Raw genomic sequence first — 22237 nt, 5'->3', positions numbered from 1 at the left:
ATGCCTCGGTATCAGGGGGTCACCGTTTTGCTCTCGCGACCTGCGGTTATGGGCTGATAAACTAGCGCACGTCGGCTGCATGTCCGCGTGGAGGTCGCCGAGTGCCGTTTTCTCGAATACCTGAACCTCGGGGCCTGTACGACCCCGATCAGGAAACCGATTCGTGTGGTGTAGCCGTGGTAGCAGACACCTCTGGACGCCACCTGCATTCCGTTGTCGACGATGCGCTCGCGGTCCTGGGCAATCTCTCCCATCGCGGCGCAGTTGGGCGCGAATCCAACAGCGGAGACGGCGCGGGCATTCTGATTCAGCTGCCGACGGAGTTCTTCGACGCGGTGACCGAGTTCGAGCTTCCACAACCCAACGCGATGGGTGAGAACACCTACGCGGCCGGAAACTGCTTTCTCCCGGTGGATCAGGAAGCACGTCGGCGCGCGGTAGTTCGGATACGCCGGTACGCAGCGGCAGAAGGACTGCAGATTATCGGGTGGCGAGAGGTGCCGGTCGACCGAGACTGCGTCGGAACCGTTGCCGCGCAGTGCGCTCCGTACATCAGTCAGTGTTTTGTGACGTGCGCCGAGACGCGAGATCGTAGTGTGGGCGGAATTGCCTTGGACAGACGAGTGTTTGCGCTCAGGAGACAAGTCGAGCGAATTCATTCGGCCGATGATGCGGTGTATTTCCCCTCGTTGTCCGCCCGAACCATCGTGTACAAGGGCATGCTGACGCCGGCGCAGTTACCCGGTTACTTCACCGACCTACGCGACGACCGAATGCGAACTGCGTTGGCAGTCGTGCACAGTCGATACTCCACGAACACATTTCCGTCGTGGCCACTCGCTCAGCCGTATCGCTGCATCGCCCACAACGGCGAGATCAATACGATTGTGGGAAACAGGAATTGGATGCGCGCTCGCGAGCCGATGCTGCGGAGCACACTTTTAGGTGGGGACATCGATCGCCTGTTTCCGATCTGCACCCCGGGAGGATCCGACTCTTCGTCGTTCGACGAAGTACTGGAGTTTTTGACGCTCGGGGGCCGCAGTGTGCAACACGCCATCGCGATGATGATTCCCGGAGCCTGGGAGAACGGTTCTTCGATGCCCGACGAGATAAAGGCCTTCTACCAATTTCACGGTTGTCTGATGGAACCGTGGGACGGTCCGGCGTCCGTGACGTTCAGCGACGGCATTGTTGTCGGGGCCGTGTTGGATCGCAACGGTCTTCGCCCAGGGCGATGGTGGCGGATGAAGAACGACCGTATCGTGTTGGCCAGTGAGAGCGGTGTGTTCGACGCTCCCACGTCCGAGGTGTTGGAGAAGGGGCGCCTCGAACCGGGACGCATGTTTCTCGTGGACACCGCTCGCCATCGGATCGTTTCCGATGCGGAGATCAAGTCCGAACTCGCGAGCACAGCCCCCTACCGGGACTGGGTCGACGGGGGATTGGTCGACCTGGAGGACATCCCCGAGACTGCGCCTGCCCGAGGCGATCCGGCTCCGCTGTTGCAACGGCAGTTGCTCTTCGGATACCACGCCGAGGACCTGCGGGACATTCTTGTCCCGATGGCAAGCTCAGGATCGGAGCCGTTGGGATCGATGGGTGTCGACACGCCTCTCGCCGTTCTTTCGGATCGGCCGAAGCTGTTGTACGACTACTTTATTCAGCTCTTTGCTCAGGTGACCAACCCGCCTTTGGACGCGATTCGCGAGGAAGTCGTCACTACGCTTGGTGTCACCCTCGGCGCTGAGCAGAACTTGTTCGAAGCGTCGGCGCTGTCGTGCCGAAGGATTGTTCTCGACAAACCGGTGATCGGACCGGGGAAGATGGCGAAGGTCGCCGAACTATACGGCGCAAGAACTCCGAGAAGCGCTGTCCTTCGCGCAGGTTTCGATCCGAGGGGCAGTCTCACCGAAGGCGTCGAGAGGCTTCGTGAGTCCGCCCGAACAGCCGCCGCAGCCGGAATCGAGATTCTGGTGATCTCCGACCGTGGATCAGGCCCTGAGCAGGCTCCCATTCCGTCATTGCTCGCAGTATCAGCCGTGCACTACGATCTGGTTCGTCATGGCCTGCGGACCAAGGTTTCCCTCGTCGTCGACTCGGGTGACGCGCGCGAAGTTCATCACATCGCGCTGCTGATCGGCTACGGTGCGGCGGCTGTCCACCCGTATCTTGCTCTCGAATCTGTCCAAGCCCTCAGCGAGCAGGACGAACTTCCCGGGATAGATCCGAAGACTGCGTCGGACAACTACCTGAGAGCAACAAATTTCGGCGTGCTCAAAGTGATGTCGAAGATGGGAATCGCTACGGTTCACTCCTACACGGGCGCACAGGTATTCGAGGCCGTGGGCTTGGGTCGAGAGTTGGTCGACGAATACTTCTGCAACACACGGAGCCGGATCGGCGGGATCGGTATCACCGAAGTCGCGCGCGAAGTTCTGATGCGCCACACGGCTGCGTTCTCGTCGTCCGCAGTGCAGCATCGTCAGTTGAGCAGCAGTGGAGAGTTCCGGTATCGCCGCGGTGGTGAATTGCATGTGTTCACACCCGAATCCGTGTTCTTCCTTCAGCATGCGACCCGGACGGGGCGAAGTGAAATCTTTCGCCGCTACAGCGATGAAGTCGATCGACTGAGCGCGCAGGGCGGAACACCGCGGGGATTGTTTCGATTTCGGTGTGAGGTTCGTCCGCCGATTCCGCTCGATCAGGTCGAACCCGTCGAGATGATTCTCGCTCGATTCAACACCGGTGCGATGAGCTACGGTTCCCTCTCTGCGGAGGCGCACGAGACGATGGCGGTTGCGATGAATGCTCTCGGCGGGCGTTCCAACACCGGTGAGGGCGGAGAGTCGCCGGAGCGGTTGCGTGACGACAAGCGTCGAAGCGCAGTCAAGCAGGTCGCGAGTGGGCGCTTCGGGGTGACCAGCGATTACCTGGTCAATGCCACCGACATTCAGATCAAGATGGCCCAAGGTGCCAAGCCCGGTGAAGGAGGGCAGCTTCCGGGGTCCAAGGTGTACCCGTGGATCGCGGAAACCCGGTACTCGACGCCTGGGGTCGGGCTCATTTCTCCGCCCCCGCACCACGACATCTATTCGATCGAGGATCTCGCCCAATTGATCTACGACCTCAGATGCGCAAACGATCGCGCGCGGATACACGTGAAGTTGGTCAGCGCAGCCGGAGTCGGGACTGTTGCGGCAGGTGTGGCCAAAGCGCACGCCGACGTGGTGCTGATCTCCGGTCACGACGGTGGGACGGGTGCTGCGGCACTCTCGTCCATCCACCACGCGGGTACGCCGTGGGAGATCGGGCTGGCCGAAACTCAGCAGACCCTGGTGCTCAACGGGTTACGCGATCGGATCGTCGTCCAGTGTGACGGGGGTTTGCGCACGGCGCGGGACGTCGTCGTCGCCGCGTTGCTGGGGGCGCAGGAGTACGGGTTTTCCACGGCGCCACTCATCGCGGCCGGGTGCGTCATGATGCGGGTATGTCACCTCGACACCTGCCCTGTCGGAGTAGCGACGCAGAATCCCGAACTGCGCGAGCGATTCACCGGCCGGCCCGAGTACGTCGAGAACTTCTTTCGCTCCATCGCCGACGACGTACGACGGTTGTTGGCAGAACTGGGGTTTCGAAGTATCGACGATGCTCTGGGGCACGCAGACGTATTGGAAATGTCTCCGGCGGTGGCACATTGGAAGAGTCGCACGTTGGACCTCTCACCACTCTTCGACGTTCCGGCCGCGCCGGCCGGCGCGGCCTTCCAACCGTATGTACCTACTTCGAGCGAACTCGAACGCACCCTGATCAAGTTGGCTGCGAACTCCCTCGAGGACGCTCGACCGGTGCATATCGAACTGCCAGTACACAATACGGATCGAGCGGTGGGAACGAGGCTGGGCGCTGAGGTGACCAGACGCTACGGCGCCGTCGGGCTACCTGACGGCACCATCGACGTCGTGCTCCGTGGAACGGCAGGCCAGTCACTCGGTGCGTTCCTGCCACCGGGCATCTCGCTGGTCGTTGTCGGCGATGCAAACGATTACGTGGGAAAGGGGCTCTCGGGTGGACGAATTGTGCTTCGGCCGAGTGAGGACGCACCCTTCGTGGCCGAGGAGCAGGTGATTGCCGGCAATACGCTGCTGTACGGCGCTACGAGCGGTGCGCTCTATGCCAGGGGGCGTGTCGGGGAACGATTCGCGGTGCGAAACTCGGGTGCGGTCGCTGTGGTGGAAGGCGTCGGCGACCATGCGTGTGAGTACATGACCGGGGGTCGCGTCGTCATCATCGGCCCAACTGGTAGGAACCTTGCTGCGGGAATGTCGGGCGGAATTGCCTTCGTACTCGATGTGAAGGCAGAGAAGGTCAACCGCGACATGGTCGTGCTGGAGCGGCCTTCGGCGGAAGACTGTCGTCAGCTGGTCGACATTCTCGGCGAGCATTTCGCTGCGACCGGCTCGCCGGTGGCTGCGAAACTTCTCGACGACTGGGTTGGCCAGAGTCCGAGATTCACCAAAGTCTTGCCTGTCGACTACCGGAAGGTCGTGGAAGAGAACGAACTGGTGGAGCCGGCTCATGCCTGACGCACGCGGGTTCCTCAACGTGAAACGATCCGACGCACCGACCAGATCGCCCGATGTGCGTGTCGGCGACTGGGCGTCGGTATACGAGTCGCTGGATCCCGTCGTGCGAAATCGAGACGTATCTGCACAGGCCTCGCGTTGCATGGACTGCGCTGTGCCGTACTGCCATTCGGCCGACGTAGGGTGTCCGCTCGGCAATCTCATTCCGGAATGGAACGACCTGGTTCGGCGTGGACGGTGGTCCGAAGCCTCGGAGAATCTGCATTCCACCAACAATTTCCCCGAGTTCACCGGACATCTGTGCCCCGCACCGTGCGAAACGGCGTGCGTTCTCGCACTCGACGACGAGCACACGTCGGGGGGTGTCACCATCAAGCGCATCGAACAGGCGATTGTCGACAACGCCTGGGAGTCGGGTTGGTTGGGGCCGCAGGCTGCGGTAGTTCACAGCGGAAACCGTGTTGCGGTTGTCGGTTCGGGACCGGCGGGACTGGCCGCGGCTCAACAACTGACACGAGCCGGACACAGTGTCACGGTGTTCGAGCGGAGCGATCGGATCGGGGGACTGCTTCGCTACGGAATTCCTGAATTCAAGTTGCCCAAGGCCCTCATCAACCGGCGGCTGGACCAACTGACCGCCGAGGGGACCCGATTCGTCACTGACTGCGCCGTCGGAGTGAACGTGAGCGCGCACGACCTCCTGACGGATTTCGAGGCGGTAATCCTGGCGGTCGGGGCTGATCGTGTCAGAGACACCGACGTACCGGGTCGTAGTCTTCGCGGAATCCATCCTGCGATGACGTACCTGCGGGCGGCCAACCGCGAATGCGAGGGTGATGGTGCGTCGAGCATCTCGGCGCGAGGTAAAAACGTCGTGATCATCGGTGGCGGCGACACGGCCGCCGACTGCCTCGGCACGGTGCATCGCCAGGGTGCGCACGCAGTGACGGAATTGGACTACCACGTCCCACCTCCGGCACACCGCGATCGAGATCGCGACCCATGGCCGTTGTGGCCGCGGGTCCTACGCAGCTCGCCGGCGGATGAGGAGGGCAGTGACAAACGATTCCGATGGGCGGCGCAGGAATTTCTCGACGACGGTAAGGGTGCGGTCCGCGCAATCCGGATGGTTCCGGTAGCCGTGTCACGAGCGAAGAACGGACAACGAACCTTGGTGGAGACTGGAGACACGATCGATCTCGTGTGCGAGATGGTCCTGCTCGCTCTGGGTTTCGACGGCGTCGAAACCGCTCCACTGCTCACCGACCTTGATGTCGGCACCGATCCACTCGGCAGAATCGAGTGTGATGTCGGGTGGCAGACCCGCACACCCGGCGTATTCGTCTGCGGCGACGCGCATCGCGGGGCGTCGCTGGTCGTGTGGGCGATTGCCGAGGGACGGTCGGCCGCACGTGCCGTCGACATGTTTCTCACAGGCGAGTCGGCGCTTCCGGCTCCGGTTCATCCAAAGGCATTTCCGCTGTTCGTGAGCTGACCAACTGAATCGAGTAAGTACAGAAAGTGCAGGTCGCAAATGCCGGATAGAAGTGCGGTGGGGTAGCGACTAGGCTCGAGCCGTGAACCGACGGACAAAAATTGTATGCACACTTGGACCTGCGACAGCTTCTGGCGACCGCATCCGTGAGCTCGTGGAGAGCGGCATGGACGTGGCGCGCCTCAACTTCAGCCACGGCGAGCATGCCGATCACGAAGAAAACTACATTCGCGTCCGCGCCGCGTCGGACGCCACCGGAAAGGCCGTCGGTGTTCTCGCCGACCTTCAGGGGCCCAAGATTCGCCTCGGCCGATTCAAGGACGAGCGGACCACCTGGGCCAACGGTGAAGAGGTTCGTATCACCGTCGACGACGTCGAGGGAACGCACGATCGCGTCGGGACCACGTACAAGGAATTGGCGCGCGACGCCAAGGCCGGCGATCGACTGCTGGTCGACGACGGAAAGGTCGGCCTGGTCGTCACGTCCATCGACGGCAACGACGTCGTCTGTCGGGTCACCGAAGGCGGTCCGGTCAGCAACAACAAGGGCCTCTCACTGCCCGGTATGAACGTCTCCGTTCCAGCCCTGTCGGGCAAGGACATCGCCGACCTCGAGTTCGCTCTCAAGCTGGGTGTCGACTTCATTGCACTCTCCTTCGTTCGCTCACCGGCGGACGTCGAATTGGTTCACGCCATCATGGATCGAGTCGGGCGCCGCGTTCCCGTCATCGCGAAGCTCGAGAAGCCCGAGGCCATCGACAATCTCGAGGCCATCGTGCTCGCGTTCGACGCCGTCATGGTCGCCCGCGGTGACCTCGGTGTCGAGTTGCCGCTCGAGCAGGTCCCGCTCGTTCAGAAGCGCGCAATCCAGATTGCTCGTGAGAACGCGAAGCCGGTCATCGTCGCGACGCAGATGCTCGAGTCGATGATCGAGAACTCACGTCCCACTCGCGCAGAGGCATCCGATGTCGCCAACGCCGTTCTCGACGGCGCCGACGCAGTCATGCTCTCGGGCGAGACTTCGGTGGGCAAGTACGTCATGGAAACCGTTCGCACCATGGCCCGCATCGTCGAGGCCGTCGAGAACGAATCAACCCGTGTCCCACCGTTGACCCACGTCCCGCGCACCAAGCGCGGTGTCATCTCGTACGCAGCACGCGACATCGGCGAACGTCTCGACGCCAAGGCCTTGGTTGCGTTCACTCAGTCCGGTGACACGGTGCGTCGACTGGCTCGTCTGCACACGCCGCTGCCGTTGCTCGCCTTCACACCGCTGCCCGCGGTGCGCAGTCAGCTGACGCTGACGTGGGGAACCGAGACGTTCCTGGTCGATGCGGTGGCCACCACCGACGAGATGGTGCGTCAGGTGGACAGTGCGTTGCTCTCCCTCGGGCGGTACGTCAAGGGCGACCTCGTGGTCATCGTTGCCGGATCCCCTCCGGGAACTGTCGGTTCCACCAACCTCATTCACGTCCACCGTATCGGCGAAGAGGACCACTGAGTGACCCACGCGAACGCGTCCACCGACCTCGGTACTCTCCTCGGTCTGTTGGATCTGGAGCAGATCGGTGAAGACGCGTTCCGTGGATACCACCCGAAACAGGTAGGTTCGCGGACGTTCGGCGGTCAGTTGGTGTCTCAGGCACTGATGGCCGCCGGGCGGACCGTCGACGGTGATCGCCCCATCCATGCGGTGAATGCCCATTTCATTCGCGGCGGAGATGTCAAGGCGCCCATCGAGTATCGGGTGGATCGTCATCGCGACGGGCGGGCGTTCGCCAACCGTCAGGTGACTGCCTATCAGGGTGAGAACGAATTGTTCGTGATGCTCGCGGCGTTCCAGGACTCCGGCAAGGGGCTCGACCATGCTGTCGAGATCCCGGATGTTCCACTTCCGGAGTCGTTGCCTCCCATCGGCGATCATTTGGTGGGGTACGAGGAAAAACTGCCGCATTTCAGTGCGGCGCTCAAGCCGATCGACATGCGGTACGCCAACGATCCGGCGTGGATCCTCAAGGGCACCGGCGAGAAACTCAACCACAATCGGGTGTGGATGCGCCCCGACGGTGATCTGCCGGACGATTCGCTCATTCACGCTGCGACGCTGGCATATTCGTCCGACACCACCGTGCTCGATTCGATTCTGACCACTCATGGTTTGTCCTGGGGTCATGATCGTATCGTCGCGGCGACGGTCAATCATTCGATCTGGTTCCATCGCCCGTTCCGGTTCACCGACTGGGTTCTGTACGCCACCGAATCGCCGGTCGCCGCAGGTTCGCGCGGTCTGGCAACCGGACGGTACTTCTCGGTGGAAGGACTGCTGTTGGCGACGGTGGTCCAAGAAGGAATGATCAGGCATTTCCCGCGTAAAGGGGAATGAGATGCGGGCCCGAGACTGAACTCGGGCCCAGAATCAAGCAGACTTGCGATATTGCGGTGAGAGTTCGTCGGCGCGGTCCCACGGAGACCAGTCGACTTTGCGTCCATCGAGTTGGGCCGCAACAACTTCCAAGCCCGCGTGCCAGCCGGCAGCGTGGGCGTACGCGGACTCTTCGTCTTCCATCGTGTGGGTGAGGGTCAGCCAGCAACCGCCGGTGCCGTCCGGTGCCAGTTCCCAATGCAGAGTATCTGCGTCCCAGAGGAATTCGAGAATTCGGTGCGGGTGGACGCTGATGACCGTCCCGCGCGTCACGTGATCTGCTGGCAGTCCGAAACGCTCGACTTGTTCCGGGGTCACCTTGAACAGCAGATCCGCGCCGGGAGTGAGATCGAAATCGACGTCCGCCGGAAACCAGGCGTCGAGGTACTCGCGTTCCGTTATCACTTTCCAGACCTTGTCCGGTGCGTGCGGAATCGCCAGTTGGAAGCTCAGTGACACCCGACCGTCATAGGTCAGGTTTATCTTGCCGTTGTCCATCGGTGCCTCCAATGCTTGGTGCCCGTGCGGTTGCCCCCATCGTGCCATCTAATTGCACAGGATGGAATAACTGCAGGTCAGATCGTTACCTATTGATAGGTTATGTCGATTTGTCTCGTTTTGTGAGTGGCGTTCTCGACGCGTTTCGTGGCGGTGAAGCAACCGCGCGGTACGCTGACCACGCACGACTGGCGCGGGTGGGGATTACCACCGGGGAGTGCACATCGCGAGGCATCGACCGCCTGGGTGCTTCACACATCTTGTGTGAAGGGGGATCCATGTCTACCGAGAATCGGCCTACCGAAAACGTCTCTACCAAGAATCTGTCGACCCAGACCGCGCCCGCTCGAATAATCGACGGACGCGCAATTGCCGATGGTGCGCTCGCGGACCTGTCAGTGCGCACCAGGCAGTTTCGTGATGAGGCGGGGCACGTTCCTTGCCTGGCCGCCGTCATCGTGGGAGCGGACCCGGCCTCGAAGGCGTATGTACAGATGAAGGCCAAACGATCTGTCGCCGTCGGAATGACGTCGCGGACGGTCGAACTCCCGGTGAGTACAACCACCGAAGAACTGGTCGGCGTGCTGAGAGCGTTGTCGGCGGACCCTTCGATCGACGGCATACTGCTGCAACACCCGGTGCCAGACCACATCGACGAACGGGCCGCGTTCGATGCCATCTCGGCCGACAAAGACGTTGACGGCGTCACTTCGGCATCTTTTGCGGCAATGGCGTTGACCGGTGGGGGATTCGAATCGTGTACGCCGAGTGGCATCCTGCGCCTGCTCGACGCCACAGGCGTCGAACTCTCCGGAAAGCATGCTGTCGTGGTCGGCCGAAGCCCGATACTCGGATTGCCGATGGGAATGCTCCTCCTGCGTCGAGGCGCAACGGTGACATACTGCCATTCGCGCACCGTCGACCTGGCCGCCCACGTCGCCTCGGCAGACGTCGTCATCGCGGCCGTCGGTGTTCCGGAACTGATCAAAGGGGCGTGGATCAAGCCTGGGGCAGTGGTGATCGATGCGGGGTACAACGAGGGCAACGTCGGAGATGTGGAGTACGCCGCTGCGCTCCCACATGCCGGTGCGATCACACCGGTGCCGGGTGGCGTCGGCCCCATGACGGTTGCCGTCCTGCTGGAACAAACACTGGCAGCAGCAGTTCGAGCAGCGGAAGTTCGGGCATGTAGTGAGAATCATGACAGTCGTGTTGGACCGGACCCAGCAATCGCCTCGGATCGATTGTGAGACCTCGGTTTCGAGACGGAGTATTCATCCGCCCCTCGATAACCGAATTACCGCGTCGAGCATCGCTGCGCTGGAATGGCTGAGCTGAGCGCGCAATTGGGTATTCGACAGTCAGCTGTCTGCCGTGGGGATGTCGATCGTCAACTGGGACGGTGAATCGGATGTCGATACGGTGTATGCCGGACGGATGTCGACCGTGCCGACAAACGACTGCAGGATCGCACTGTTCCTGGCCGCACTGTCTATGCGCGTGATGTTTTCGCCCTCGTGAGATACGGAGTTGAGCGACGAATCCGATTGGACTCCCATCAGGTCGACTTGAAGTATCGATCGACTTCCGACGTCCACGACTGTGCTGTCACCCGCTCGGATTGCTTCGCTGACATATTCGGTTTTCCAGAACACTGATCCATTTCCGTCGAATCGGTAGGTGATTCGGGTGAAACCATCGTGATCGGTCACGTCGATCTCGGTCACGTCGACGCGCGGATTCGGTGAAGGGATCTCCGTGTCGTTCGGGAACGGAGCAAGCGTGGAGATCTCGGTTGGTGGGGCATCGATCGGGGGAGTGCCGACCTGAAGGGTGCCTGTCTGTGTTGCAGCATCGAGGACGGTCTGGGTGGAAGATTCGCCGGCAGTGTTGGATTCGCCGGCAGTGTCGGATTGGTCGTCAGTCTGACATCCGGGGAGCAGCGCGAAAACAGATATGGCTCCGAGCAGAGCAATCAGGCGGTGACCGTTCATGGATCGAATCTAACGGCGGTCGATCTGGCGTACAGCCGAATGCCGAAACCTTGCGGTGCGGCCAGCTGCGGCAGGTGGTGCCCTCGGTGAGACTCGAACTCACACTGGACGGGTTTTGAATCCGTTTCCTCTGCCAATTGGGATACGAGGGCTTGTTGCGATGACTACATTAGAAGATGCGATTTCAATGTCAAACACCGGTACCCTCTAATCGTTCGCGTCTCGTGTCGGGGCGGTTCGATGGAGGAGGATGGTGGCCATGAATTCGCCGCAGCCGCAAGGCAATCAGCTCGCACCCCGTCGTGTTGTCGTCGCTGAAGACGAGGCGTTGATCCGCATGGATCTGGTCGAGATGCTCCGCGAAGAGGGCTACGACGTCGTCGGTGAGGCGGGTGACGGGCAGGTCGCGGTGGAGTTGGCCGAGTCGCTCAAGCCTGATCTGGTCATCATGGACGTGAAAATGCCCAGGAGAGACGGCATCGACGCCGCTTCGGAGATTGCCGCCAAACGCATCGCTCCTGTTGTCATTCTCACAGCGTTCAGTCAGCGCGAGTTGGTCGAGCGCGCACGCGATGCCGGCGCCATGGCTTACTTGGTCAAGCCGTTCTCGATCAGTGACCTCGTTCCCGCTGTCGAATTGGCGGTCAGTCGTTTCCGCGAGGTGACGGCGCTCGAGCGTGAGGTCGCTGATCTTTCGGACCGGCTCGAAGCACGCAAGCTGATCGAGCGAGCCAAGAGTGTTCTGATGGTTCGCCAAGCGCTCACCGAACCTGAGGCGTTCAAGTGGATTCAGCGCGCCGCGATGGATCGGCGCTCCACGATGAAGGCGGTCGCACAGGTCGTGCTGGAAACTCTGGGCGGTGAACCGGACGCTTGAGCAAAGTGTCCGGGTTACCCGGCTGCACTGAGTGGCTGCGTCGACAGTTGAAACGTCGCGCAGCGCTACAGCCGTGTAAACACTGTGCACCTTCAGATAACAGTCAGGTCACAGGGCTTTCTTGAAGGATCGCGAAACGGTTCCAAGGTCTAGCGTCTGATCCCACAGCGAGCGCCAGTTCGGGTGGCGCGAGCACCGGCTGATCTTAGGAGCGTGGGATGGCTAGACGAACACTTGTGCGTACTGCTGCAGTTCTCGGCGCGGCATCACTGGCACTTGCAGGCTGTAGCTCGGACAAGTCGGATGACTCGTCTTCGAGTGGCTCTACGTCCGGCGCTTCTGCCGCGACGACATCCGTCACGACTGATTGCACCCCGGAGCAGGCCAAGGCCGGCGCCACCCCGTCCACGGAAGCGCTGCGCATCGGCACGCTTCTTCCCGATACAGGCAGCTTGTCGTTCCTCGGGCCGCCGATGGTCGCGGGCACCCAGCTGGGAGTCAACGACGTCAATGCAGCCGGAGGCGTTCTCGGCCAACCGGTCCAGCTGATTCCCGGCGATTCGGGTGACACCACAACGGACACCGCCAACACCACCGTTGACCGCGAATTGGCTGCAGGCACTCAGGTCATCGTCGGCGCCGCGTCGTCCTCGGTCTCGCTCAAGGTGATCGACAAGATCGCGAGCGCAGGCGTCGTGATGTTCTCGCCTGCCAACACCTCGGACCAATTCGTCTGCTACCCAGACAAGGGCATGTACTTCCGCACCGCTCCGACGGACGTACTGCAGGCTCAGGCCGTCGCACAGCTCATTTCGGACGACGGTGGTCAGCGCGTAGCGATCATGGCCCTCAACGACCCGTACGGGACGGGTCTGGCGGACAACATCGAAAAGAATCTGATCGATTCGGGTGTCCCCTCCGATCAGATCGAGAAGATCATCTACGACCCGAACGCGCAGTCGTTCAACTCCGAAGTCGATCAAGTCAAGAACTTCAATCCGGATGCAGTGGCACTGGTGGGCTTCGAAGAGTCGGCGAAGATCATCACGCGCATGCACGAAGTGGGCATCGGCCCGTCGGACGGAATGGCGATGTACGGCGTCGACGGCAACATGGGTAACGCTCTCGGCGAATCCGTGGCGAAGCCGTTGCTCGACACCATGCAGGGAACGACGCCCCTGACGGACGTCGGAGCTGCCTTCCAGGATCGTCTGAAGGCTGTGAACCCCTCTCTGATCGACTTCAACTACGCCGGAGAGTCATACGACGCGGTGGTGATCTCAGCGCTCGCTGCCGAGCAGGCGAAGTCGACGGCCGGTACCGACATCGCGGCCAACATCAACAGCGTCACCGAAGGCGGCACCAAGTGCACGTCCTACGTCGAGTGCCTGCCGTTGGTGAAGGCGGGAACCGACATCGACTACGACGGCATCACCGGTGAGTTGGACTTCAACGATTCGGGGGAGCCGTCCATCGGTTCGTACGGAAAGCTCAAGTTCGGCCCTGAGAACACCCTGACCACAGAAGGATTCGTGGTGGTGGGCAAGTAAGTCGTGGGCAGGTAAGCAGCCAACGAGAATGGGCCAGGGTCTCGCGACCCTGGCCCATTCTCGTGTCTGTCCTACTTCTCTTTGCTTCCAGCGAGCGTTCCCAAGTACAACTCGATCACCTTGGGGTCGTTCATCAGATTGGCGCCGGTGTCGGTGTACGCGTTCTTACCCTGATCGAGTACGTAACCGCGGTCGCAGATCTGAAGGCAGCGGCGCGCGTTCTGCTCGACCATGATGACCGAGACACCCGCAGCATTGATCTTCTTGCAGCGGATGAACACCTCGTCCTGGAACATGGGGGACAGGCCCGCGGACGGTTCGTCGAGCAGCAGCACCGACGGATCCATCATCAGGGCCCGGCCCATCGCGACCATCTGGCGTTCGCCGCCGGAGAGTGCGCCGGCCTTCACCTTTCGTCGTTCACTCAGAAGGGGGAACAGTTCACTCACGAAGGCGAATCGTTCCGCGAATGCCTTGGGACGCAGATAAATGCCCATTTCGAGGTTTTCTTCGATGGTCAGAGTCTGAAAGACGTTCTGCGTTTGAGGGACGTACCCGACTCCCTTCTGAACGAGGACGTGAGCGGGCGCAGACGTGATGTTGTCCTCGCGTAGGGTGACCGACCCTTCGCGTACCGGTATCAGTCCGAACAGTGATTTCAGGAGTGTCGATTTGCCTGCGCCGTTCGGTCCGATGATCCCGACGATTTCCCCTTCCTTCAGGAAGAAGTTGCATTCACGCAGGATGTTGACGCCGGGAATGTAGCCCGCGACGAGGCTGTCGGCGCGGAGCAGGGCACCTGCCGACAGTCGCTGATGCTCCTCGGCCGTCGCGGCGAACTCTGCAGGCGTGAGTGAACGTGCGTGGTTCTCGCTCATGGCTTCTCGTGCCTTCCGCGCGGTTCCTCGGGACTCGATTCCAGCGTCGCGGCGAGATCGGCCGGAAGGTTGTCGACGTCGGGTTCCGACAGGTCCCCGCCCGACTCGAGGGTTTCGACCTCGGCTTCAGCCAGGGCGGCGGCCAGAACGGCCGTCTCGCCCACCGGATTTCCGTTGTCGTCGAACTCGAGAGCCTGGTCATGGTGGCTGCCCAGATATGCGTCGACGACGGCTGCGTTGGACGAGAGTTCGTCCGGGGTGGATTCGGCGATGACGCTGCCCTGCGCCATGACCACCACCCAATCGCTGATGTCTCGGATCACGTCCATGTCGTGCTCGACGAACACCACTGTCATTCCGTCGTCGCGCAATGACTTGATGTGTCCGAGCAGGCTTTGCGTCAGAGCAGGATTGACCCCCGCCATCGGTTCGTCCAGCATCACCACCGAGGGCGAAGTCATGAGTGCGCGAGCCATTTCGAGCAGTTTGCGCTGCCCACCGGAGAGTGAACCGGCGAGGTCGTCGGCCTTGGTGTCGAGTTTGAATCGTGCGAGGAGTTCGTTGGCGCGTTCGGTGATCTCGCGTTCCTGGCCTTTCCAGATCCACGGGACGAGAGATGCAAAAATGCGTTCACCACGTTGGCCGGTGGCACCGAGACGTACGTTGTCCAGCACGGTGAGTTTGGAGAGCGCCTTGGTCAACTGGAACGTCCGTACCACTCCTTTCCTGGCTACCTGGTGGGGATACATGCGGCCCAGCGATTGACCGTCCATCGACCACGTACCGGTGTCCGGCCGGTCGAATCCGGTAAGGAGGTTGAAGAGCGTCGTTTTTCCGGCACCGTTTGGACCGATCAGACCCGTGATGCACCCTCGTTGAATCTCGAGGTGATCGACGTCGACGGCCTTGAGACCGCCGAACGTCCGCGAGACGTTGTCAGCGACCAACACCGGGTCGGGTTTCGCCGATCCGGGAAGGTGAGGAACGTCGGCAAAGATCTGTGCTCTGGTATCGGCGTCAAGCATTGAGTTGCACCTCCCGCTTGTTACCCAGTATTCCCTGCGGTCTGAAGACCATCAGGAGAGCAATCATCAATCCGAGCAGGACATACCTGGTGGCTCCGACCTGTTGTTCGGACAGCGAGAGCAGCGGATTCTCGCCGGAGATCGCCTGACGCAGCAAGGCATCAGGGATGGCGAGGAGGAACCAGAACAACATTGCGCCGACCACCGGGCCGAATACCGTTGCCGCCCCGCCCAGAATCAGTGCGCCGAACGCGAAGAACGTCTGCGCGGTCGAGTAGAAGTCCGGGTTGATGGACTTGGTCTGCAAAGCGTTGAACACCCCGGCCAGACCACCGATCACGCCGCCGAGAACCAGCGCCTGCATCTTGTACACGAACACGTTCTTGCCCAACGATCGCGCTGCGTCCTCGTCTTCGCGTACCGCCTTGAGGACGCGCCCCCACGGGCTGTGCGTCAACAGGTAGACAAATCCGCACAAGATCAAGACCAGGGTCCACCCGACGACCATCGACCAGAGATCGTCTCCGTAGAACTTCACGCCGATAAACGAGTATTGCTTGGCCGAGTCGAACGGGCTCAGTGCGGTGAACGGATCTGCGAAACCGAAGAGGCCGTTGGTGGAACCGGTCACCGAATCCGACGCGGTCGAGCGGAAGATCAGACGCAAGATCTCCGAGGCCGCGATGGTGACGATGGCGAGATAGTCGGCGCGCAGACGCAGCGTCGGAATACCGAGCACGAGCGCGAGAAGGCCGGCTGCGGTGAGTCCGACGAGGATGCCGAGCCAGAGCGGCTGGTCGTAGGTCACGGTCATGATGCCGACGCCGTAGCCGCCGAGAAGGGCAAAACCGATCTGACCGAAATTGAGCAGTCCGGCGTAGCCGAAGTGCAGGTTCAACCCGATTGCCAACAGTGCGTAGAAGATTGCCGACGGCCCGATCAGCTGGGCGAAGGAAACCTGGAAAGCTCCCATGATGTCCATGTTCGTCACCCGATCCTTTGTTTGGATCCGAGGATGCCCTGGGGGCGAACCACGAGGATCACGATCAAGACGAGAAGTCCGCCGATGTATTTGAGGTCTGGGTTGATGATGAGCGTCGAGAGTTGGACCAGAAGTCCCACGATGACGCAGCCGAGTAGCGCCCCGTACGCGGTTCCCAGACCACCGAGGGTGATTCCGGCGAACATGAGCAGCAACAGTTTGAAGCCCATTTCCCACTGGACGCGTCCGCCGAGCTCGGAGATACCGAACAGCACACCGCCGAGGGCGGCCAATCCGCCGCCGAGACCCCAGACGAACATGATCACCCGCTCGACGTTGATACCGGACGAAGCGGCGAGGTCACGATTGTCGGAGACGGCACGCATGGCCTTTCCGATGCGAGTCTTCTGCAGAAGCAGTGCGACGCCGACCAGGACGACCAGACTGACGATCATGACTATCGCGTTGGCGTCGGTCAGTGCGATCGGGCCCCAGTTCTTCTCGACCTGGCCCTGGTAGTCGTCGAACGGTTCGGCGCGGTCGGAGAAGAAGATCAGGATCAAGTAGCGCAATGAAATCGCGAGACCGATCGAGACCACCAATTGCGCGATCAACCCGGTCTTGCGCTTACGCAGTGGTTTCCAGACGATTCCGTTGGTCAGCAGGCCGATGCCGATGCCGACGAAGATCGCGAGGATCGTGGCGGGAATCAGCGGAACGCCGAAGGACGTGTTGATCACCCAGGCAGCAACGGCTCCCAACGTCACCATCTCGCCGTGAGCGAAGTTGGTCAGGCCGGTGGTGCCGTAGATCAGGCTCAAACCCACACCGGCGATCGCGATCACGAGGCCGAACCGCAGACCGTCGACCGTCGTGCGGATCAGCTTCTCGCCGAAGCTGACATTCGAGGCGGTACGTACCTCGCCGAACGAGAAGATCACGGTGTTCGCGCGGCCGGCCACCACCTCGCGTTCGACAGCGGCTTGCACACTGACCCCGTCGGGAAGTGTGTCGGCAACGATCTCGAAGGTGTAGGTGCCCGGTGCCACGGCCAGTTCCCAACGGCCGTTCGATGCCGATTCTCCGGTGGCGACTTCCGTGCCGGAAGAATCGAGCGCACGGACGGTGACGCCCTCGAGGCGTGTGCCGCCGTTGTTGAGATTGCCGCTGACGGGGACAGCGTTGTCGGGAACCGGTGCTGTCGGTGTTGCGGATGCTGTCGGGGTCGGCGGTGTAGGGGAAGTGGTCGGTTCCTGAGCCGAAGCAGTTCCGGCCAGGCTGAGTAATGCGAAGAACGTCAGTAATGCAAAGGCCAGTAGTCGGCTGAGTGTCGCGAGGGTCTGCCGTTTCACTACGGGTGGGGCCACGTACGTCCTCCGAGCGGGTCGGGAATAGCGCGTCTGGACAAAGTGCCGCGCAGCAGAGGGATTGTTTCGCTGCTGCGATTTCCGGACTCTAACGGCTCCGTTCGCTTCAGATGGGGTTCTGAGATTTCCGGGATGTTTCGGTTCCGTATCGAAGGCCGAAGGCTGCATCAATTGTCCGATTCTTGTGTCTGTTCCTGCGTAAACAACGGCGAAGGCGTCGATGTCGGTCGCGATCCCTAGACTGATGAACCGTGAGCCCCGCAACCACAACTCGGTCCAGCACGTCCACCGCTCCAGCCGGCACCACCGGCAAGGCGGACGATCGCCCTCTCTTGATGCTTCTCGACGGGCATTCGTTGGCGTTTCGCGCCTTCTACGCGCTGCCTGCAGAGAACTTCAAGACACACAGTGGGCAGGCCACCAACGCGGTGTACGGCTTCACGTCGATGTTGATCAACCTTCTTCGTGACGAGCAGCCCACCCACCTGGCCGCGGCCTTCGACGTGTCGCGTCAGACGTTTCGCGCCGACCTGTTCCCCGAATACAAGGCGCAGCGCGCGAAGGCTCCGGACGAATTCAAGGGCCAGATCGACATCACCAAGGACGTTCTCGGCGCGCTGGGCATCCCGGTCATGGCCGAGGAAGGTTTCGAGGCCGACGACGTGATCGCCACCTTGACCACGCAGGCGGAGGCACTCGGATACCGGGTTCTCGTCGTGACCGGTGACCGTGACTCGCTGCAACTGGTGACCGACAACGTCACTGTGCTCTACCCGAAGAAGGGCGTCTCGGAGCTCACCCGATTCACGCCGACGGCCGTAGAGGAGAAGTACAGCCTCAGCCCGGCGCAGTATCCCGATTTTGCTGCACTGCGCGGCGACCCGAGTGACAACCTCCCCGGCATCCCCGGCGTCGGCGAGAAGACCGCCACCAAGTGGATCCGTGAGTACGGCGACCTGCAGGGACTGGTAGACAACGTGGACAAGGTCCGCGGCAAGGTGGGCGACTCACTGCGGGAGAACCTCGCGAACGTCCTGCTCAATCGTCAGCTCACCGAAATGGTTCGCGACGTTCCCTTGCCGTACACGCCCGAGCAGTTGGTGTTGGCCCCGTGGGACCGCGAGAAGATTCATGCGTTGTTCGACGATCTCGAGTTCAAGGTTCTCCGCGATCGACTGTTCGCGACCCTGTCGTCGTCCGAGCCCGAAGCAGAGGAAGGGTTCGAGGTCAGCGGCGACGCACTCGCCCCGGGTGCGGTTGCCGCGTGGCTCGACGCCCACGCACGAACCGGTGAGCGTCACGGCGTGACGGTGCTCGGAACCAGAACTCCGTTCGCCGGCGACGTCACTGCACTCGCGATCGCGGCCTCCGACGGTGAATGTGCATACATCGCGGCGTCGACGGCAACACCGGAAGACGAAGCAGCTCTCGGTGATTGGCTCGCCGACGCATCGCAGCCGAAGGCGCTGCACGAAGCCAAGTGGGCGATCCATGCTCTGCGTGGGCGTGGTTGGACGCTCGGGGGACTGACCAGCGACACTGCTCTGGCCGCGTACCTCGTCCGGCCGGGCCAGCGCAGCTTCAATCTCGACGACCTCTCGCTCCGCTACCTCAAGCGTGAACTGCGCGCCGAAACATCCGGCCAGGAACAGCTTTCACTGCTCGACGACACCGAACAGCTCGATGCCGAAGCGGCCGAGACCGCGATGCTCAGCGCTCAGGCCGTTCTCGACTTGGCGGCTGCACTGGACACCGAGTTGGAGTCGATCGAATCCAAGTCGCTCCTCTCCGACATGGAACTGCCGTTGACGATCGAGCTCGCTCAGATCGAGGCCACCGGCATCGCCGTCGACAGCGCGCATCTGCACGATCTTCAGAGCCGTTTCGCCTCCCAGGTCGCCGACGCCGCAAACTCGGCCTACGAGGTGATCGACAAGCAGATCAACCTGGGTTCGCCGAAGCAGCTGCAGGTGGTCTTGTTCGAAGAACTCGACATGCCCAAGACGAAGAAGACGAAGACGGGCTACACCACCGACGCCGAGGCGTTGCAGGGTCTGTTCGACAAGACAGGACACCCGTTCCTCGAACACCTTCTCGCGCACCGTGATGCGACGCGTATGAAGGTGACCGTCGACGGTCTTCTCAAGGCCGTAGCCGAAGACGGACGCATTCACACGACGTTCAATCAGACGGTTGCCGCGACCGGACGCCTGTCGTCGACCGATCCGAACTTGCAGAACATCCCGGTGCGAAACGACGCGGGGCGCGAGATTCGCGACGGATTCGTAGTCGGGCAGGGGTTCGACGTTCTGCTCACTGCCGACTACAGCCAGATCGAAATGCGCATCATGGCGCACGTGTCAGGCGACGAGGGGCTGATCGAGGCATTCAACACCGGTGAGGACCTGCACAGCTTTGTCGGCTCGCGCGCATTCGGTGTACCGATCGAAGAGGTGACTCCAGAACTGCGGCGCCGGGTCAAGGCGATGTCGTACGGTCTGGCCTACGGGCTCAGTGCCTACGGATTGGCGTCGCAGCTGAAGATTTCGACCGAAGAAGCGAAGCAGCAGATGGATGCGTACTTCGCTCGTTTCGGCGGCGTGCGGGATTACCTCCACGCGGTGGTCGAGCAGGCACGTAAGGACGGCTACACCTCGACGCTCTACGGTCGTCGTCGCTACCTGCCGGACCTCAACAGCGACAACCGTCAGCGTCGTGAGGTTGCCGAACGTGCTGCCCTCAATGCGCCGATCCAGGGCACTGCGGCCGACATCATCAAGGTCGCGATGATCAACGTGCAGAAGGCTCTCGCCGACGCCGGATTGAAGTCACGCATGCTGTTGCAGGTGCACGACGAATTGGTGCTCGAAGTGGTTGCCTCCGAGTTGGAGGAGGTCACCGCGCTGGTCAAGGACAAGATGGCCACAGCCATCGAGCTGTCGGTACCTCTGGATGTTTCGGTGGGAACCGGTCGAAGCTGGGACAGCGCGGCTCACTAGGCAACAACGAAAAAGGCTGGGCCGGAATCGACTTCGATTCCGGCCCAGCCATTTCACGCTATTCAGCAGATGCGGTCTGCTCTGCGATCTGCTTGCGGACCTCGTCCATGTCGAGTGCCTTGACCTGAGTGACGAGCTCTTCGAGCTGAGCGGCGGGAAGCGCGCCGGCCTGGTTGAACACGAGTACGCCTTCGCGGAAGGCCATGATCGTGGGGATGGAGCGGATGTTGGCGGCCGCTGCGATTCCCTGCTCGGCCTCGGTGTCGACCTTGGCGTGAACGACGTCGGCATGCTTCTCCGAAGAGGCTTCGAACGTCGGTGCGAACTGGCGGCACGGGCCGCACCAGGAGGCCCAGAAGTCCACGAGGACGACGTCGCTGCCGTTGATCGTTTCGTCGAAGTTCTGCTGGGTGAGTGTCTGGGTGGCCACAGGGGTCCTTTCCATTGTGCGGGCTGTTGGTGTGTGCAACGCCCCGGAACCGCTGATTCTTCCCTGAGCCGATTTCAGCTTGCGTTGTCGGTCGCCCGAAACGTCCGGCGGTAGGCCTGCGGCGTGGTGCAACGCAGACGAATGAAGTGCTGGCGAAGCACGGCACCGCCGCCGAATCCGACGCGTTCTGCGATGACGTCGACGGAGAGGTCGGAATTCTCGAGGAGATGTTGGGCGGCCAGTACTCGCTGATCGCTGAGCCAGCGGGCGGGGGTTGTTCCCGTTTCCGCTTGGAAACGGCGCGCGAACGTGCGCGCGGACATGTTCGCGCGGGTTGCGACCATGCCCACAGTGAGGTCGAGGGCGAGGTTCTCCGTCATCCAGTCGAGGAGCGGGGCAAGGGTTGCACTCGGCGTCGAGGCGAGGGGAGTGGCAACGTACTGGGCTTGCCCACCGTCACGATGGGGCGGCACCACCATCCTTCTCGCGATGCCATTGGCAACGCGAGAACCCTGTTCCTTTCGGACGATGTGCAGGCACAGGTCAATTCCTGCCGCGGTGCCTGCGCTGGTGAACACCGGATCTTCGTCCACGTACAACACGTCCGGATCGACCTTGGCTTCCGGATACGTCTGGGCAAGCCTCTCTGCATGCCGCCAATGCGTCGTGCATCGCCTTCCGTCCAGTAGTCCAGCCGCCCCGAGGACAAACGCTCCGGTGCACAGACTCGCCACCTTGGCGCCCCGGGCTACGGCCTCGTTGAGTTTGACCAACAGGGGATCGACACTCGAGTCGGGACTCGGTGAGCACATGTACGCGTCGCCGGCGTCGTAGGTTCCGCCGGCGGACACGACGATGAGATCGGCGTCGTCGAGAGAATCGAGGTTGTACGGAACATCGATGTTGTACCCGAACCGCGTTCGGATCGGACCCGGAACTGCGGCGATCAGAGAGAAGTCGTACGTGGGGAGGCCGTCGTCGGATCGGTCGAAGCCGAAGACTTCACATGCCACGCCGAGTTCGAACGCCTCGGTCATCGGCATCAGTAGGACCACCACTTTCGCGAGCATCTTTCGAGTGTGACAGAAAAACAGGAAAGTGGCAGAAAATCGTCCAAGTCTGGCTTTTCTGCCA

The 22237-nt window shown here is 61.7% G+C and carries 16 protein-coding genes, 1 tRNA gene and 1 riboswitch; of the genes, 8 read left to right on the top strand and 9 right to left on the bottom strand.

Annotated elements, in window-relative coordinates; translation table 11 throughout:
- Window positions 1-101 precede the first annotated feature (101 nt).
- The 4 genes from gltB (at window position 102) to AOT96_RS26825 (ending at window position 8464) form a co-directional block, all read left to right on the top strand.
- Window positions 102-4586, top strand: a complete 4485-nt coding sequence (gene gltB, locus AOT96_RS26840) for a glutamate synthase large subunit (protein ID WP_065352523.1) — start codon at window positions 102-104, stop codon at window positions 4584-4586.
- On the top strand, window positions 4579-6081 hold the full coding sequence (locus tag AOT96_RS26835; protein WP_065352522.1) for a glutamate synthase subunit beta: 1503 nt from the start codon (window positions 4579-4581) through the stop codon (window positions 6079-6081). Before gltB ends, AOT96_RS26835 begins: the two co-directional genes overlap by 8 nt.
- An 82-nt stretch (window positions 6082-6163) precedes the next feature.
- Window positions 6164-7582 (top strand): pyruvate kinase, encoded by a 1419-nt coding sequence (gene pyk, locus AOT96_RS26830; protein WP_003944038.1) that lies wholly within the window; start codon window positions 6164-6166, stop codon window positions 7580-7582.
- On the top strand, window positions 7583-8464 hold the full coding sequence (locus AOT96_RS26825) for an acyl-CoA thioesterase (RefSeq protein ID WP_003944096.1): 882 nt from the start codon (window positions 7583-7585) through the stop codon (window positions 8462-8464).
- Window positions 8465-8497: 33 nt separating this feature from the next.
- Here the strand turns inward: AOT96_RS26825 and AOT96_RS26820 are convergent, their stop codons facing one another.
- Window positions 8498-9001: an SRPBCC domain-containing protein gene (locus AOT96_RS26820; RefSeq protein ID WP_030536752.1), complete on the bottom strand. Its 504-nt coding sequence runs from the start codon at window positions 8999-9001 to the stop codon at window positions 8498-8500.
- 174 nt (window positions 9002-9175) lie between these two features.
- A riboswitch (ZMP/ZTP riboswitch) is annotated at window positions 9176-9256 on the top strand.
- Window positions 9257-9279: 23 nt separating this feature from the next.
- On the opposite strand from AOT96_RS26820, the gene AOT96_RS26815 reads away from it, so the two are divergent.
- Window positions 9280-10251, top strand: a complete 972-nt coding sequence (locus AOT96_RS26815) for a bifunctional 5,10-methylenetetrahydrofolate dehydrogenase/5,10-methenyltetrahydrofolate cyclohydrolase (RefSeq protein ID WP_065352945.1) — start codon at window positions 9280-9282, stop codon at window positions 10249-10251.
- A gap of 111 nt (window positions 10252-10362) precedes the next feature.
- On the opposite strand, the gene AOT96_RS26810 is transcribed toward AOT96_RS26815, so the two are convergent.
- Both AOT96_RS26810 and AOT96_RS26805 read right to left on the bottom strand, forming a co-directional pair.
- Complete coding sequence (locus tag AOT96_RS26810) at window positions 10363-10995, bottom strand: AMIN-like domain-containing (lipo)protein (RefSeq protein WP_065352521.1); 633 nt, start codon at window positions 10993-10995, stop codon at window positions 10363-10365.
- Between the two features lie 75 nt (window positions 10996-11070).
- Window positions 11071-11147, bottom strand: a tRNA-Leu gene (locus AOT96_RS26805).
- A 107-nt stretch (window positions 11148-11254) separates the two neighbouring features.
- Here AOT96_RS26805 and AOT96_RS26800 point away from each other — a divergent pair.
- On the top strand, window positions 11255-11872 hold the full coding sequence (locus tag AOT96_RS26800) for an ANTAR domain-containing response regulator (protein WP_003944029.1): 618 nt from the start codon (window positions 11255-11257) through the stop codon (window positions 11870-11872).
- Between the two features lie 218 nt (window positions 11873-12090).
- Complete coding sequence (locus AOT96_RS26795; RefSeq protein ID WP_003944031.1) at window positions 12091-13422, top strand: ABC transporter substrate-binding protein; 1332 nt, start codon at window positions 12091-12093, stop codon at window positions 13420-13422.
- Window positions 13423-13493: 71 nt separating this feature from the next.
- On the opposite strand, the gene AOT96_RS26790 is transcribed toward AOT96_RS26795, so the two are convergent.
- From AOT96_RS26790 to AOT96_RS26775, 4 genes are read right to left on the bottom strand one after another with little or no spacing between them, the layout of a single operon-like run.
- Window positions 13494-14300, bottom strand: coding sequence for an ABC transporter ATP-binding protein (locus AOT96_RS26790; protein ID WP_007728720.1), 807 nt, complete (start codon window positions 14298-14300; stop codon window positions 13494-13496).
- Complete coding sequence (locus AOT96_RS26785) at window positions 14297-15325, bottom strand: ABC transporter ATP-binding protein (protein WP_054187416.1); 1029 nt, start codon at window positions 15323-15325, stop codon at window positions 14297-14299. Before AOT96_RS26785 ends, AOT96_RS26790 begins: the two co-directional genes overlap by 4 nt.
- A complete protein-coding gene (locus AOT96_RS26780; protein ID WP_065352944.1) occupies window positions 15318-16307 on the bottom strand; it encodes a branched-chain amino acid ABC transporter permease in 990 nt (329 codons plus the stop codon). The genes AOT96_RS26785 and AOT96_RS26780 overlap by 8 nt, the downstream gene beginning before the upstream one ends.
- Window positions 16308-16312: 5 nt before the next feature.
- Window positions 16313-17623, bottom strand: coding sequence for a branched-chain amino acid ABC transporter permease (locus tag AOT96_RS26775; RefSeq protein ID WP_231917464.1), 1311 nt, complete (start codon window positions 17621-17623; stop codon window positions 16313-16315).
- A 302-nt stretch (window positions 17624-17925) separates the two neighbouring features.
- Between AOT96_RS26775 and polA the strand changes: the two genes are divergently transcribed.
- Window positions 17926-20673, top strand: coding sequence for a DNA polymerase I (polA, locus tag AOT96_RS26770; protein WP_007728727.1), 2748 nt, complete (start codon window positions 17926-17928; stop codon window positions 20671-20673).
- Between the two features lie 58 nt (window positions 20674-20731).
- On the opposite strand, the gene trxA is transcribed toward polA, so the two are convergent.
- Together trxA and AOT96_RS26760 are read right to left on the bottom strand one after the other, a co-directional pair.
- The gene (gene trxA, locus AOT96_RS26765; RefSeq protein WP_003944106.1) at window positions 20732-21103 is read right to left on the bottom strand and encodes a thioredoxin; all 372 of its coding nucleotides are present in this window, start codon (window positions 21101-21103) and stop codon (window positions 20732-20734) included.
- 74 nt (window positions 21104-21177) lie between these two features.
- The gene (locus AOT96_RS26760) at window positions 21178-22173 is read right to left on the bottom strand and encodes a helix-turn-helix domain-containing protein (protein WP_065352519.1); all 996 of its coding nucleotides are present in this window, start codon (window positions 22171-22173) and stop codon (window positions 21178-21180) included.
- Between the last annotated feature and the right edge of the window lie 64 nt (window positions 22174-22237).

Source organism: Rhodococcus sp. 008 (assembly GCF_001682295.1).
GTDB lineage: Bacteria > Actinomycetota > Actinomycetes > Mycobacteriales > Mycobacteriaceae > Rhodococcus_F > Rhodococcus_F qingshengii.
This window is presented reverse-complemented; position numbering and strand designations above follow the sequence as displayed.

Bases quoted from the DNA above. Each gene is read 5' to 3' on its own strand.
- AOT96_RS26835 (WP_065352522.1), top strand. From the start codon at position 4,579: ATGCCTGACGCACGCGGGTTCCTCAACGTGAAACGATCCGACGCACCG.
- AOT96_RS26820 (WP_030536752.1), bottom strand. From the start codon at position 9,001: ATGGACAACGGCAAGATAAACCTGACCTATGACGGTCGGGTGTCACTG.
- AOT96_RS26815 (WP_065352945.1), top strand. From the start codon at position 9,280: ATGTCTACCGAGAATCGGCCTACCGAAAACGTCTCTACCAAGAATCTG.
- AOT96_RS26810 (WP_065352521.1), bottom strand. From the start codon at position 10,995: ATGAACGGTCACCGCCTGATTGCTCTGCTCGGAGCCATATCTGTTTTC.
- AOT96_RS26800 (WP_003944029.1), top strand. From the start codon at position 11,255: ATGAATTCGCCGCAGCCGCAAGGCAATCAGCTCGCACCCCGTCGTGTT.
- AOT96_RS26795 (WP_003944031.1), top strand. From the start codon at position 12,091: ATGGCTAGACGAACACTTGTGCGTACTGCTGCAGTTCTCGGCGCGGCA.
- AOT96_RS26790 (WP_007728720.1), bottom strand. From the start codon at position 14,300: ATGAGCGAGAACCACGCACGTTCACTCACGCCTGCAGAGTTCGCCGCG.
- AOT96_RS26785 (WP_054187416.1), bottom strand. From the start codon at position 15,325: ATGCTTGACGCCGATACCAGAGCACAGATCTTTGCCGACGTTCCTCAC.
- AOT96_RS26780 (WP_065352944.1), bottom strand. From the start codon at position 16,307: ATGGACATCATGGGAGCTTTCCAGGTTTCCTTCGCCCAGCTGATCGGG.
- AOT96_RS26760 (WP_065352519.1), bottom strand. From the start codon at position 22,173: ATGCTCGCGAAAGTGGTGGTCCTACTGATGCCGATGACCGAGGCGTTC.